Source organism: Halanaerobium sehlinense (assembly GCF_055379485.1).
On sequence record NZ_AP042442.1, the window covers coordinates 944,208 to 958,643 of the forward strand.

A 14,436-nucleotide genomic window follows, 5' to 3' on the forward strand; every position below is an offset into this window, starting at 1 on the left:
TAAATGTTAGAAAAATTAACTGACTGGAAATATATTGCTTTAATTATATTTTTAGTCATCATTGGTGTTACAATGGCTTTTTTGTGGAATGATGATTTAACTAAAATTTCTTCCGAAGGACCTTTTGCAGAAAATAAAGTCAATATACTTGCAGTAGGATATGATTCAGATATTAATGGTGCCTCAAGAGCAGATACAATTATTTTAATCAGTCTAGATGTAGATAGTAAAGAAGCAGGACTAATTTTTCTGCCAAGAGACACCTATATAAATTCGAGCAAAAGAAAGTTTACAAAATTAAACTCTTCTCATGTCTATGGTGGGATCGAATTAACCCAAAAAACAATAGAAGAAATGCTCAATGTTGATATAGATTATTTTCTAGAAACTGACTTTAAAGGTTTTGAAAAAATAATTGATCGTTTAGGTGGTGTAAATGTTAATGTTTCTCGCCATTTGAATTATGTTGATAAAGCTGGTGGTTTGTACATTAATATTCCTGCAGGTCAGCAGAACCTAAATGGAAAAGAAGCACTTCAATATGTTAGATACCGTGATGAAAGAGGAGATATTGGTAGAATTGAGCGTCAGCAAAAATTTGTAGATGCTGTTTTTGCTAAAGTTCTTTCACCTGCAATTTTAACAAAAATACCAGGTATTATAAAAGAAGTTAACGATACTATAAATACCAATATTCCAATTCAAGATATTACTCCTTTTATTAATATGGCCAAAGAGATTGATTTGAATCAAATAGAAACAAAAATGCTGCCTGGTAGGCCAGAATATATTAATGGAATTAGTTATTGGGTTCCAGACTTAAAAGAAACCAAAATAATGGTAGACAATTTAGTCCGGAATAAATCATATATTACAAATAAAGATTATCAGCTAACCGTACTAAATGGTGTAGGAGATTCGGGAGCGGCTTCAAATACAGCTGAATTATTAGAAAAATATGGTTTTCAAATTGATGAAATTGGCAATGCAGATAATTATAATTATGAACATTCAATTATTGAATACTACAGTGAAGAGGATCAAAAAACAGCTTCTCAGATTGCTGAATTACTTGGCGGAGAGGCAGAGTTTGTTGAGAATAATGAAACTAAAATAAATAAAAATATTAAGGTTATAGTTGGTGCAGGCTATAAAAAGTCTGTATAAGGGGGAATATATTAATGTCAGATTTAAGTATTAAAGATATTGCATTACTGGCTGCTGATGCAGCTGATGACAAAAAAGCAGAGGATATAGAAATTTTAAATGTTCAGGGCTTAACAGTTATTGCAGATTATTTTGTACTCTGCAGTGGTAATTCTGATCAGCAGGTTAAGGCTATAGCAAGGGCTGTTGATGAAAAATTATCTGAAAAAGGAATTGAGCCTAAAAGAATGGCTGGGATGAATGATGCCAAATGGGTTTTAATTGATTATGCTGATGTAATTGTTCATGTTTTTCAGAAAAGAGAACGTGAATATTATGACCTGGAAAGATTATGGTCAGATGCTGAAAAAATTCTGCGAACAGATGAAAAAGATGAGTAGTATAAGCAGTACAGCAGAATTTAGAGATAAATAATATATAAATTTTAATTAAATGAGGAGAGTGAAGATCTTTGCAAGATTATTATCCGTTTCAAGAAGTAGAGAAAAAATGGCTTAAAAATTGGGAAGACTCAAATTTACATAAGACTGGTGATGATCCAGATAAAGAAAATTATTATGTATTAGAAATGTTCCCTTATCCTTCAGGAAATTTACATATGGGGCATGTAAGAGTTTATTCGATTGGTGATGTCATCGCTCGTTATAAGAGAATGCAGGGCTATAATGTTCTTCATCCAATGGGTTGGGATGCTTTTGGTCTGCCTGCAGAAAATGCAGCAATCAAACATGGTAATATCCATCCTAAAGAATGGACCTGGGATAATATTGCTCATATGAAAGAACAGATGAAAGCAATGGGTTTAAGTTATGATTGGGATCGTGAAGTAACTACCGCTGCAGAAGATTATTATAAATGGACCCAGTGGTTCTTTACCCAGATGTTTAATGATGATTTGGCCTACAGAAAAGAATCTACTGTTAACTGGTGTCCAAGCTGTGAGACAGTACTAGCCAATGAGCAGGTAGTAAACGAAGCATGTGAACGCTGTGGTACAGAAGTTGATAAAAGAGATTTAGAACAGTGGTTTTTAAAAATCACTGATTATGCGGAAAGATTGCTTGATGACCATGATCTTTTAGATGGCTGGCCGGAAAAAGTCAAGACTATGCAGAAAAATTGGATTGGCCGCAGTGAAGGTACAAGAGTTACTTTCGAGCTGCCAAAACTTGATAAAGAGTTAGAAGTCTTTACAACCAGGCCGGATACACTTTTTGGTGCAACTTATATGGTATTAGCTCCAGAACATCCTTATGTAAAAGAATTAACAGCTGGCACAGACAAAGAGTCAGAAGTTGAAGAATTTGTGAAAAAAGTGAAAAGACAAAAAGAGCAGGAAAGAACTTCAGCTGAAACAGAAAAATTAGGTATATTTACAGGTGCTTATGCAGAAAATCCTGTTAATGGCGAAGAAATTCCTGTTTATATAGCAAATTATGTATTGATGGGTTATGGAACCGGAGCGATTATGGCTGTTCCTGCTCATGATCAGCGTGACTTCGATTTTGCCCGCAAATATGATATTGAAATTAAAGCTGTAATTCAGCCAGATGAAGAGAGTAAAGAGCTGGTTGGATCAAAAATGGAAGCAGCTTATGCTGGAGATGGACATTTAATTAACTCCGGAAAATATAATGGATTAAGTGTAGATGAGGCTTTTGATAAAATGGCCGAAGATTTTTCAGAGGCTGGCTTTGTAAACATTGAAACAAACTATAGACTGCGTGACTGGTTAATTTCTCGTCAGCGCTACTGGGGAGCACCTATTCCAATTATTTACTGTGATCAATGTGGACCAGTTGCAGTTCCTGAGGAAGACTTACCGGTTGAACTTCCGCATGATGTCGAGTTTTCCCCAACTGGAGAGTCACCACTGAAAAAGGTAGATAGTTTTGTTAATACTACCTGTCCTGAGTGTGGTGGACCTGCTGAACGCGAAACAGATACTATGGATACCTTTGTTGATTCTTCCTGGTATTTTATGCGCTATGCAGACCCTAAAAATGATGAGCTGCCTTTTACAAAGGAGAATGTTGATCAGTGGTTCCCGGTTGATCAGTATATTGGTGGAATTGAGCATGCGATTCTTCACTTATTATATGCTCGCTTTTTTACTAAAGTTGTGCATGATATGGATCTTACTGATTATGTAGAACCGTTTACAAATTGGCTGGCCCAGGGAATGGTGCTCAAAGATGGAGCTAAAATGTCAAAATCTAAGGGGAATGTTGTTGATCCTAAGGATATCCTGGCTGAATATGGTGCAGATACAGCCCGCTTATTTATTCTTTTTGCTTCACCACCTGAAAAAGATTTAGAGTGGAGTGATAAAGGGGTTGAAGGTGCAGATAGATTCTTAAATCGTGTCTGGCGTTTTGTAACTGAAAATCTTGAGCTGATCAAAACTGCTGATTCTGAACTAGATCCAGAAAAATTTGCTGATGCTGAAAAATCACTTTATAGAACAATGCATGCAGCTATCAAAAAGGTAACAGAAGATGTTGGAGAAAGACTTAACTTTAACACAGCAATTAGTGCAATTATGGAATTAACAAATGAGGTTTATTCTTACCTTAATGACCGCAGTTCCGAAGCGACAAACGCTCCTTTAATTAAAGCGGTTGCCGAAAATATTGTGTTATTGCTAGCTCCATTTGCTCCTTTTATCACTGAAGAACTCTGGGAATATTTAGGTCACCAAGAAAATGTACATGCAGCTGAATGGCCTGAATATTTAGAAGAAGCACTTAAAAAAGATGAAGTTACAATTGTAATTCAGGTTAATGGAAAGGTAAGAGATAAAATTAATGTTGCAGCTGATGCCTCAGAAAAAGAAGTTAAAGAACAGGTTATGGCAGAAGAAAAGATTAAATCTTATCTTGAAGATGGAAACTTAGTTAAGACTATTTATATTCCTAAAAAATTAGTTAACCTGGTAATTCAATAAAAATAGATATGGAATTTAACAGCTAAAAATATAATTATTGATTACAGCTCCTGGCATTTTAAGACTAATTTGTCAGGAGCTTTTTGCTTATTAAGAATGGTTCCTTATAAACCTGAGAAAATTACTAATATTTAATGAAAATTGTTGACTTTGAAAATCGTTTTCAGTATAATAATTATATAAGGATAACATATCAAAATTCATTACTGCAGCAGGAGGTAAAATCAATGACTTTAGTAGATATGAAACATGGAAATAAATTTATTATAGATAAAATTGAGGATAAAAATACTCGTTTACAGGCTTTAAGATTTGGAATAAGCGAAGGATCAGAGATTGAATGTGCAGGTTCAATGCCAGGAGGACCAGTGATTTTGAAGAAAAATTTGCAGGAAATTGCTATTGGCCGTAGAACTGCAGAAAAAATAAGTGTTAAGAAAAAAGGAATGATATAATTGAACGACTGCAGTCAATTTGATTTAGATAAAGAACTGCAGGCTGATAAAAAAATTGTACTGGCTGGTAATCCAAATGTAGGTAAATCTATATTTTTCAATTATCTTACAGGTATTTATGTCAGTGTTTCTAATTATCCCGGGACTACCCTTGATATCAGCAGCGGCAAAATGGGTGATGCAGCTGTCTTTGATACACCAGGTGTTTATGGAGTTGGATCCATAAATGATGAGGAGAGAGTAGCCAGGGATTTTATTATGTCTGCAGATATTATAATAAATGTTGTCGATGCAAGCCACTTAGAACGTGATTTATTTTTAACACAGCAGCTAATTGATCTTAATAAGAAGATGATTGTTGCTCTGAACATGATGGATGAAGTTAAAAAAAATAATATTACTATTGATTTAGATGCACTAGAAAAAGAACTTGGAGTTCCGGTAATTCCTACAACTGCTGCTAAAAATAGAGGGCTTGATCAGGTTAAAAGTTCTATTGATAAAGCACTTTATGGTAATAATATTTTTGAGTCGAACCCTGAATTAAAGACTGAATTTGAAAAAATTAAATTAAAAAGCAAAAATGAAGCTGAAGCATTAATGCTTTTAGAAGAAGATGAAAATATTCGCTGTCGATATTCTAAACTTAAAGATATTCCTGATTTGCGGGAAGAAATCTATACAGCCCGCAGACAAAGAGTAGATGCAATCACAGCTAAAGTATTGACTTATGATCAAAACTCCAGTCAATTTGCCAGGAAAATTGGTTCTTACATGTTAAAACCTGTTACAGCTATTCCAATGTTACTGGTGCTATTATATTTTATTTATCAATTTATTGGAGTTTTTGTTGCTCAAACAGTAGTTGAATTTACAGAGGGGTTTTTATTTGCTGGCCTATATGAGCCATTTATGAGAAATTTAATTGCTAATTCTATCGGTTTAGAAAATTTCCTTGGGCAGCTTTTAGCAGGTGAGTATGGTATTTTAACTATGGCAGTAACTTATATTTTCGGACTACTTTTGCCTTTAGTTGCTGGTTTTTATCTTCTGCTTTCTATTCTGGAAGATTCAGGGTATTTACCAAGAATCGCTGTCTTAATGGATAGGCTGCTGCAAAAAATTGGTCTTAATGGTAGGGCTATTATTCCTATGCTTTTAGGTTTTGGCTGTGTAACTATGGCTACCATCACAACCAGGTTGTTGGGAACAAAAAGAGAAAGGATTATTGCTATTTTTCTTCTGGGTTTAGCAATTCCTTGTTCTGCTCAATTAGGTGTAATTGCAGGTTTAATCGCACAACTTGATGTTTTTTATATAATGGTTTATGTTCTGACTATTTTTGCTGTTTATGTTCTTGCAGGTACTTTTCTGAATAAAGTTTTACCAGGAGAATCAAGTGATTTGCTGATTGATTTACCTCCAATAAGGCTGCCTGATCTCAAAAACGTATTTAATAAAACTTACCAACAAACTGTAGCTTTTGTTAAAGAGGCAGGTCCAATATTTGTACTTGGTGCAGCATTAATTACTGTAATGCAAAAAACTGGCTTACTTGCTATAATTACCAAATCTGCAGAACCAATAACTGTTAACTGGCTAGGTCTGCCAGCGGAGACGGCAACAGCTTTTGTTATGGGGATTATAAGACGTGACTTTGGGGCAGCAGGACTTACTGCTATTGCTTTAAGTCCAGCCGAGGTAACAATTTCTTTAATTACCCTTACCTTATTTGTACCCTGTATTGCAGCAATGATGATTATGGTTAAGGAAAGGAATTTTAAAGAAGCTGTTTATATCTGGTTTGGAAGTTGGATAACAGCATTTGTTACTGGTGGAGTTGTAAACTTCTTGATATTTTAAATTAAAATTAATTTAAATTATAGTTATGGTTTAAGAAAGAAGGTGTTTAGGGTGGATAATTGTGATCTGAATGTTGAAAAAAAGGAAGAAAAGAAAATTGTCTGTCCTACCTGTGGTTATCAAATGAAAGAATTTAAATCAATAAAATGTCCCCGCTGTAATAGCTATTTATTCACAAAGTGTTCTAAATGTAATAAATGCTCTTTATTTTAGTTTAAGTATTTGTTAGAATAAAAAGTAATTGAATTTTATTAAATTTTTTGAAGGAAAGAGTGATTAGATAATGAAAGAAAAGGCCAGAGTAATCAAAAAAGAAAATGGTCAAAGTTTGGTACAAATAATTAGGACTTCCGCCTGCAGTCACTGTGATGAAAAATGTATGCTGGCTGAAGATTCTCATGAGATGGAAGAGATGGAAGTTCTGGTTAATGATCCAATTGGAGCTGAAGTTGGAAGTATGGTTGAATTAGAAATGGGAACAAAGCCAGTCTTATTTTCAGCTTTTGTTGTCTATTTGCTTCCTTTAGCTGCTATTATTGCTGGCTATTTTGCAGGCAGCAGCTGGTTATCAGCTTTTATAGAAAATGGGGAGATAGCTGGGATTATTGGTTCAGTTGTTTCATTCTTTTTATCATTTTTTCTTCTGAGATTTTTCGACAGAAAAGCAGGTGCAAAAAGTTATTTTCATCCTCAGATTACTAGGGTAGTAACTCATAATGGTTTTTATTATGACAGTTAATTTTTAATAGATAATGAAGGTGATCAGGTGGCAGCAGATAATAAAGCAATTATAAATGAAGATAGTTCTACTAAAAATGTAATATTTAAGCTTGCCTGGCCTGTAATTGCCGAACAATCATTGGCAACAATTACTCACATTGTTGATATGATGATGGTTGGGCGTTTAGGTGCTTCTGCTGTGGCTGCAATTGGTTTAACAATGCAGCCTGTATTTTTTTCGACTGCTTTGGCTTCTGCCCTGGGTGTAGGTACAACAGCTTTAGTTTCAAGATTTACCGGTTCTGATCAAAATAAAAAAGCTGCTTCTGTTTTACAGCAATCAGTATTGATGTCTATTATATTCTCAGTTGTTTTTGCCTCGATTTTTTATTTTTTTGCTCCTGATTTATTAAATTTTATGGGAGGAGAAGCTCAAGTAGTTAAGCTGGGAACTGGATATTTAAGAGTTATGACTCCCGGTTTTGTTTTTATGGTATTAGCTTTTATAGTAACAGCTGCTTTAAGAGGAGCTGGAGAAACTAAAACACCAATGAAGGTTAATATTTTAGTTAATATTTTAAACATCGCAGGCAATTATTTGCTGATATTTGGTAATTTTGGTTTTCCTAGGTTGGGAGTTAATGGAGCTGCCTTAGCTACTACCTTATCCCGATCAATTGGAGGAATAATTTTATTAGCCTTAACTTTTTCTGATTATAGTGTTTTAAAGATGAAATTTAAAGGGTTTTTTAAATTTGATCTTGAGCTCACAAAAAGAGTTTTAAGAGTAGGAATTCCAACTGCTCTAGAAGAATCTGTAAGAAGACTGGCTCAGCTTTTATTTGTGAGAGTAATTGCTTCTTTAGGAACTACAGCTTTTGCTGCTCATCAAATTTCTCTAAATGCAGAGTCGATCTCTTATATGCCTGGTTTTGGAATAGCAGTTGCAGCTACTACAATTGTAGGTCAAAATTTAGGAGCTAAAAACCCTAAAGGAGCGGAAAAAGGAACTTTTGAAGCCTGGAAAATCGGATCTTTAATAATGGGGTTTATGGCACTTATATTTTTAATAATTCCGGAACAGCTGATAAGCCTTTATACATCTGATTCAGAAATTGTTGCACGAGCTTCTTTAAATTTAAGAATTATTGCCCTGGCTCAAATACCAATGGGAACCCAATTTATTTTTGCCGGAGCACTGCGTGGTGCTGGCGATACTAAAGCGGTGTTTTATTCAACAGCTCTTTCGACCTGGATTTTTAGATTATTTTTAGGCTATATTTTAGTACATACTTTAGGATTTGGTTTAGTTGGAGCCTGGTCTGCAATGGTAATTGATTGGACAGTTCGCGGTACTTATGTTTTTTACAGATTTAAAAAGGGAAAATGGAAATTAATAGACGTTTAGGTTTTGTCAGAATATTTTTACTTTTTTAAAAAACTTGCAATATCTTCAAAGCGGCTATATAATAGTAAAAAATAACTTTTTAATTTAATAAATAATAACCGTTGATTGAGAGAGTAGAAATAAATTATCTTCCAGCAAGTCGGAGTAGCTGCGAGTCCGACAGGTAAAATATTTCGAAACGCACTCAGGAGGTTCTCTGCTGAATTTAGTAGGTAGAGACGTTAAACGCGTTAAGTTGTAGAGTGGTTAGTCTTATTGACTGACAACTAGAGTGGTAACACGGGTAATTCCTCGTCTCTTATTGGATAAGAGTGCGGGGGTTTTTTAGTTTATGAGTAATTTTAGCAGTCAGGAGAGTTTGGATTAATATTTTTCAGGCCGATGAGTATTCAAGGAGGAGATAATTATGGCTTATAATTTAAAGGGGAGAAATTTTCTTACTTTAAAAGATTTTTCAAAAGAAGAAATTGATTATTTGTTAACTCTTGCAGGAGATTTAAAATCTAAGAAAAGAGCAGGAATTAAAGGTAATAATTTAGAAGGGAAAAATATTGCTTTGATTTTTGAAAAACCGTCCACCAGAACAAGATGTGCTTTTGTAGTTGCAGCTAGAGATGAAGGAGGAATGCCTGAATATCTAGGTAAAAATGATATTCAGCTCGGGAAAAAAGAGTCAGTTGCAGATACAGCTAGAGTTTTAGGTAGGTTTTTCGATGGAATAGAATTTAGAGGTTATGAGCATCAGACCGTTGAAATTTTAGGGAAATACGCTGGAGTGCCTGTCTGGAATGGCCTTACTGATCTATATCATCCAACTCAAATTTTAGCCGATTTTTTAACTTTAAAAGAAAACTTTGGCAACTTGGAAGGACTTAATTTAGTTTATACTGGTGATGGCCGAAATAATATGGCTAATTCCTTAATGGTTGGTTCAGCTATTATGGGAGTTAACTATACAATTGTAGCACCTAAAGAATTATGGCCAGAACAGAAATTACTTAAGACATGTAGAGATCTAGCAGAAGATTCTGGAGCTGAAATTAATGTTACTGCTGAAATTAAGTCTGGGGTTAAAGGTGCTGATGCAATTTATACAGATGTCTGGGTTTCGATGGGAGAAGAAAAAGAATTTGAGAAGAGAATTGAATTATTAAAACCTTATCAGGTAAATATGGAAATGATTGAATATGCAGAAAATCCTGATCTAATATTTTTACACTGTTTACCAGCTTATCATAATATAGAAACTGAAAATGGAAAGAAAATATTTGAGGAATATAATTTAAAAGAGATGGAAGTTACAGAAGAAGTTTTTGAGAGCAGGTATTCAAAAGTTTTTGACCAGGCTGAAAATAGAATGCATACAATTAAAGCTGTTATGACAGCTACAGTATAGGGGTGGTTAAATGATGACAGCAGTAAGTAAAAATTTTAAATATGATTGTAGGCAGGCTAAATTTTCAGATGCAGCTGAAATACATAATTTAATGCAGCTGGCTTTTGCAGATTATGCAAAAAGAAAAAATGAAAATGAGAATAAAAAAGAAGTTATTAATTCAGCTCTAAGAGAGCAGTTATCAGAAGTTAAAAAAGATTTAGATGAAAATATTGTTTTAGTTTTAACTGATGGAGATAAAATTGTCGCGTCATTAAGGTTGGAAGAAATTAGTGATAAAAGGTATTTATTAAAAAGATTTGCGGTTTCCCCTTCTTATCAGAATCAGGGTTTGGGAACCATGCTTTTTCAAGAAGCTGTAGAAGAGTTAAGAAAAATAAATGCGCTTTATCTTCAGCTTTATTCTTCTTTAGAAAATGAAAAATTAATTTGTTTTTACCAGGGATTGGGCTTTAACTGCCTTGAAACTGATAATAAAAAGGGTTATGAGCGTGGCCTTTGGATAAAAACAATTAAATAAACTTGTCGAAATTCCCTCGACAATCTTCATTTTAAATAAAAGCCAATTATTTAAGAATGGAGAAGCTAAAACCCCACTCAAATTTGAGTGGGGTTTAATCATTTATAAAAGTTGTAAAATTTTAGATTTCAAATGAAAATGCGTGTCGTTTTAGCTTTAACTAATTTTTTTAAAATATAGAGTTCGTTATAACGAAGCCTAGATAAATCCCTACTATTCCCATTACACCAGCCAAGCTTGGTGGAGCAGGTATGGGTAGATTTAAGAAAGAAAATAAACCTCCAACAATTAAACCTGTAACTGCTGCTAATATTGGTTGATTCATAATTGATTCTCCTTTAACTGATTAATAATATTTTGTTAGACGTCAGACGACCAACATTACTATTTTATTATATTTATTTGATTTTGTCAAAAATAAATCTTCAAAACTTCAAAATTATTAAAAAAACGTTTTCCATATATAATTGAAAGCTTTTTAAATATATGTTAGAATTATTTTATAGTTTAATTGTAAGGTATTGGAAGGAGCTCATTATGGCTAATAAAGAAGTTACAATCAAGGATGTTGCTAAACTCGCAGAATGCTCACCAACAACTGTATCTAGAGTAATTAATAATAGTGATCACCCTGTTAGTAAAGATACTGCTGAGAAAGTTGAGGCAGCAATCAAAAAATTAAATTTTTCTCCAAATAGAATTGCTCAGGGGCTAAAAAGTGATAGATCTAATATAATTGGTGTAATTGTTCACGATATTTGTGATTCGTATTTTGCCCAGATGGTAAAGGGAATTGAAGAATTCATATCAGGGCATGAATATATAGTCAATATTTATAATACAAGCCGCACAGTAGAAAAAGAACTGCATGCTTTTAATCTACTTAAAGCAAATAGAGCTGATGCAATTATTTTAGCTGGGGGAGCTTTAATGGATAAAAAATATGAGCAAAAAATGCATTCAATGATTAACCAGCTCCAGAACCAAAACACATTAGTACTGGGAATAACACCTCATCCCTTTGATATTAAAAATATTATTTTAGGAAATGATCGTGCAATAGAAGTTATAACAGATAAAGTAATCGAATATGGGCACCGTAAAATTGCTTATATTGATGGCCCGGAAAAACTTTATACCAGTTTTTTAAGAAAAAAAGGATTCAAAAAGTCTTTAGAGAAAAATGGTATTACTTTAGATGATAATTTGATTTTTAAAGGAGATTTTAGTTTTAATGGGGGGAGAGAAGCTGCTTTAAAAATTATAGAAAAAATTGATTCAATAACTGCAATTGTTGCAGCTAATGATTCAACTGCACTGGGGGCAATGTGGGAGCTTAATAATCAAAATATAAAAGTTCCTGATCAGATTTCTGTTGTTGGAATTGATAATTTGCCAGAAGCCCAATATTCTTACCCATCTTTAACTACTATTGAAATTCCAATTTATCAACTTGGAACAAATATTGGAGAATTTTTATTGAATAGATTAAATGAAAATTGTGATTATCAATTTAAAGATATAGAAACCAAATTAATTATGAGAGATTCACTAAAAAGATTAAATTAATTAATTTTTCTTTAACAAAGATAGTTCCTGAAATAACAAGCTTGATCAATTGTTTGAATTTTATTTAAAGAATTTTAAAATAAAAAATTGGGTAAATTGTTTGACAACTAACAAGATATTGTTTATAATTGAACTAACATAAATTTTTTGCGCAAAAGGAAACTGTTTTCCTAAATTATAAAAACTACTAAAAGTAGATTTTTTTATGTTTATGGAAATTGTTTTCTGTAAATTGAAATTGCTATATTTTATTGAGTGGGGGTATGATTATGAAAGAAAAGGATAAATTTAAATTTAAATCCTTGGAAGAATTAGAAAATAAGATAGACAAACTAGGTTTGAATATTCCGATTAGTCAAAATTTAGAAATTTTAAAAGAAGAAATAAAGCTTGGAGATAGGGTAATTCCTAACAGATTAGCTGTTCATCCAATGGAAGGAACAGATGCCAACCAGGATGGTAGCCCTGGCAAATTAACTATTAGAAGGTACAAAAGATTTGCTGCAGGTGGAGCTGGACTGATCTGGCTGGAAGCAGTAGCTGCTAGCGAAGAGGGAAGAGCAAATAATAAACAGCTATTAATTAAAAAAGAAAATCTTGATTCTTTTAAAAAACTAGCTGTTTTAATGAGGGATGAAGCAAAAAACATATATGGTGATGACTTTAATCCATATTTAGCAGTCCAACTAAACCATTCGGGGAGATATGGAAATAATAATCACATTTTATTCCACCACGAATTGAGTGATAAATCTGCTGGGATTTCTCCTGATCAAGAAGTTATGACTGATGAAGAATTAGAGCAGGTAGAAGATAATTTTTTAAGAGCTTCTAAATTGGTTAAAGAGGCGGGATTTGATGCAGTAGATATTAAAGCCTGTCACAGATATTTATTTTCAGAGGCTTTGGCAGCTCATACCAGAGATGGAAAATATGGTGGCAGCTATGAAAACAGAACCAGACTTTTGAAGAACACCATAAAAAAAGTAAAAGATAATGTTGATATTGATATAGTTGTTAGATTAAATGTTTATGATGATCTTGCTTATCCATATGGCTGGGGAACTGATGAAAATGGAAATATGGATTTAAGTGAGCCAGAGCGTTTAATTAAAGAGCTAGAAGCATTGGGTGTTAAAATTATTAATATAACTGCAAGCACCCCATATCTAAAACCATATATAAATCGTCCCTATGATAATTCGAGTGGTTTAGGTATGGAGCCTGATGAAGAGCCAATTGTTGGAGTTGAGAGACTAATTAATTTAACAAAATTTGTTTCAGAAAAAGTCAATAAATGTCTTGTGATTGGTACTGGATTTAGCTGGTTAAGAGAATATGCCCCATATAGTGCAGCAGCTGTTATAGAAAGATCTTGGGCAGATATGATTGGCTTTGGTAGGTTGGCTTTAGCTTACCCTGATTTTGCAAGAGAAATTATTGAAAATAATAGTCTGGATAAAAGCAAAGTTTGTGTAAGCTGCAGTAAATGTGCTTATTTAAAAGCTCATAATAAGGCAAGCGGATGTGTTGTTAGAGATGCTGAGATTTATGTACCTTATTTAAAAGAAATAACAGTTAAATAATTTTTTCAAAGGAGGAATTTGAAAATGATTGAAGAAAAAGTAGCAGTAGTTACTGGTGCTGCTCGAGGCATAGGGCATGGAATTGCAAAAAAATTAGCAGACGATGGTTATGCAGTAGCTATTTTTGATATTCTTAATTTTGATGATGTTAAAGAAAACATAGACCAGATAAAAGAAAAGAACATACCAGTTTTATATTTCCAGGGTGATTTAACAAATACTGAAGATAGAAACACTTTTGTTGATGAAGTTATGGATAAATATGGACGTATAGATTTTTTAGTTAATAACGCCGGAGTAGCACCAAAGGTAAGAAAAGATATTCTTGAAACAACCGAAGAAAGTTATGATTTTGTAATGGATATCAATTTAAAAGGAACATTTTTCTTCACTCAAAAGATTGCAAATATTATGGTAGCGGAAAAAGAAGATAATAAGATTGAAATTGAGCCAAAAATTGTGAATATTGCTTCTTCATCTTCTTATACTTCATCTCCAGGGAGAGGAGAGTACTGTATCTCAAAAGCCGGCATCAGTATGATTACTAAGTTATTTGCAGATAGGTTGGCAGAATATGAGATAAATGTTTATGAGGTAAGACCGGGAATAATTTATACAGATATGACAAGTGTAGTTAAAGATAAATACGATAAATTAATAGGAGAGGGTATTACTCCGATCAAGCGCTGGGGTTATCCCGAAGACATTGCAAAGGCAGTATCAGTTTTTTGTTCAGGAATGCTTGATTTTTCAACAGCTGAAGTCATTAATGTTGATGGCGGCTTTCATTTAAGGAGGTTATAAA

13 protein-coding genes and 1 other annotated feature are annotated in these 14,436 nt (G+C 33.3%); of the genes, 12 read left to right on the forward strand and 1 reads right to left on the reverse strand.

The features are described 5' to 3' along the window. Nucleotides 1–3: 3 nt before the first annotated feature. The 9 genes from ACZ446_RS04625 (at nucleotide 4) to ACZ446_RS04665 (ending at nucleotide 10,476) form a co-directional block, all read left to right on the forward strand. Nucleotides 4–1,167: an LCP family protein gene (locus ACZ446_RS04625; protein ID WP_464393948.1), complete on the forward strand. Its 1,164-nt coding sequence runs from the start codon at nucleotides 4–6 to the stop codon at nucleotides 1,165–1,167. A gap of 14 nt (nucleotides 1,168–1,181) precedes the next feature. Next, complete coding sequence (gene rsfS, locus ACZ446_RS04630) at nucleotides 1,182–1,547, forward strand: ribosome silencing factor (RefSeq protein WP_464393949.1); 366 nt, start codon at nucleotides 1,182–1,184, stop codon at nucleotides 1,545–1,547. Nucleotides 1,548–1,618: 71 nt separating this feature from the next. Further along, nucleotides 1,619–4,114 (forward strand): leucine--tRNA ligase, encoded by a 2,496-nt coding sequence (gene leuS, locus ACZ446_RS04635; RefSeq protein ID WP_464393950.1) that lies wholly within the window; start codon nucleotides 1,619–1,621, stop codon nucleotides 4,112–4,114. 227 nt (nucleotides 4,115–4,341) lie between these two features. After that, complete coding sequence (locus ACZ446_RS04640; protein ID WP_005487574.1) at nucleotides 4,342–4,569, forward strand: FeoA family protein; 228 nt, start codon at nucleotides 4,342–4,344, stop codon at nucleotides 4,567–4,569. After that, the gene (feoB, locus tag ACZ446_RS04645) at nucleotides 4,570–6,432 is read left to right on the forward strand and encodes a ferrous iron transport protein B (protein WP_464393951.1); all 1,863 of its coding nucleotides are present in this window, start codon (nucleotides 4,570–4,572) and stop codon (nucleotides 6,430–6,432) included. 283 nt (nucleotides 6,433–6,715) lie between these two features. Then, nucleotides 6,716–7,171, forward strand: coding sequence for a SoxR reducing system RseC family protein (locus ACZ446_RS04650; protein ID WP_464393952.1), 456 nt, complete (start codon nucleotides 6,716–6,718; stop codon nucleotides 7,169–7,171). A gap of 27 nt (nucleotides 7,172–7,198) precedes the next feature. Next, complete coding sequence (locus tag ACZ446_RS04655) at nucleotides 7,199–8,560, forward strand: MATE family efflux transporter (protein ID WP_464393953.1); 1,362 nt, start codon at nucleotides 7,199–7,201, stop codon at nucleotides 8,558–8,560. Nucleotides 8,561–8,652: 92 nt separating this feature from the next. Then, nucleotides 8,653–8,862, forward strand: a binding site (T-box leader). Nucleotides 8,863–8,966: 104 nt separating this feature from the next. Next, entirely contained in the window at nucleotides 8,967–9,956 is a 990-nt protein-coding gene (argF, locus tag ACZ446_RS04660) for an ornithine carbamoyltransferase (RefSeq protein ID WP_464393954.1), read from the forward strand. A gap of 10 nt (nucleotides 9,957–9,966) precedes the next feature. Beyond that, complete coding sequence (locus ACZ446_RS04665) at nucleotides 9,967–10,476, forward strand: GNAT family N-acetyltransferase (RefSeq protein WP_464393955.1); 510 nt, start codon at nucleotides 9,967–9,969, stop codon at nucleotides 10,474–10,476. Nucleotides 10,477–10,645: 169 nt separating this feature from the next. Here ACZ446_RS04665 and ACZ446_RS04670 read toward each other — a convergent pair whose 3' ends face one another. After that, nucleotides 10,646–10,801: a XapX domain-containing protein gene (locus tag ACZ446_RS04670; RefSeq protein WP_464393956.1), complete on the reverse strand. Its 156-nt coding sequence runs from the start codon at nucleotides 10,799–10,801 to the stop codon at nucleotides 10,646–10,648. A gap of 212 nt (nucleotides 10,802–11,013) precedes the next feature. Between ACZ446_RS04670 and ACZ446_RS04675 the strand changes: the two genes are divergently transcribed. The 3 genes from ACZ446_RS04675 (at nucleotide 11,014) to ACZ446_RS04685 (ending at nucleotide 14,435) form a co-directional block, all read left to right on the forward strand. Continuing rightward, nucleotides 11,014–12,045 (forward strand): LacI family DNA-binding transcriptional regulator, encoded by a 1,032-nt coding sequence (locus tag ACZ446_RS04675; RefSeq protein ID WP_464393957.1) that lies wholly within the window; start codon nucleotides 11,014–11,016, stop codon nucleotides 12,043–12,045. A gap of 269 nt (nucleotides 12,046–12,314) precedes the next feature. Further along, a complete protein-coding gene (locus tag ACZ446_RS04680) occupies nucleotides 12,315–13,631 on the forward strand; it encodes an NADH:flavin oxidoreductase (protein ID WP_464393958.1) in 1,317 nt (438 codons plus the stop codon). 24 nt (nucleotides 13,632–13,655) lie between these two features. After that, entirely contained in the window at nucleotides 13,656–14,435 is a 780-nt protein-coding gene (locus ACZ446_RS04685; protein WP_464393959.1) for a 3-ketoacyl-ACP reductase, read from the forward strand. The last annotated feature ends 1 nt before the right edge of the window (nucleotide 14,436 follow it).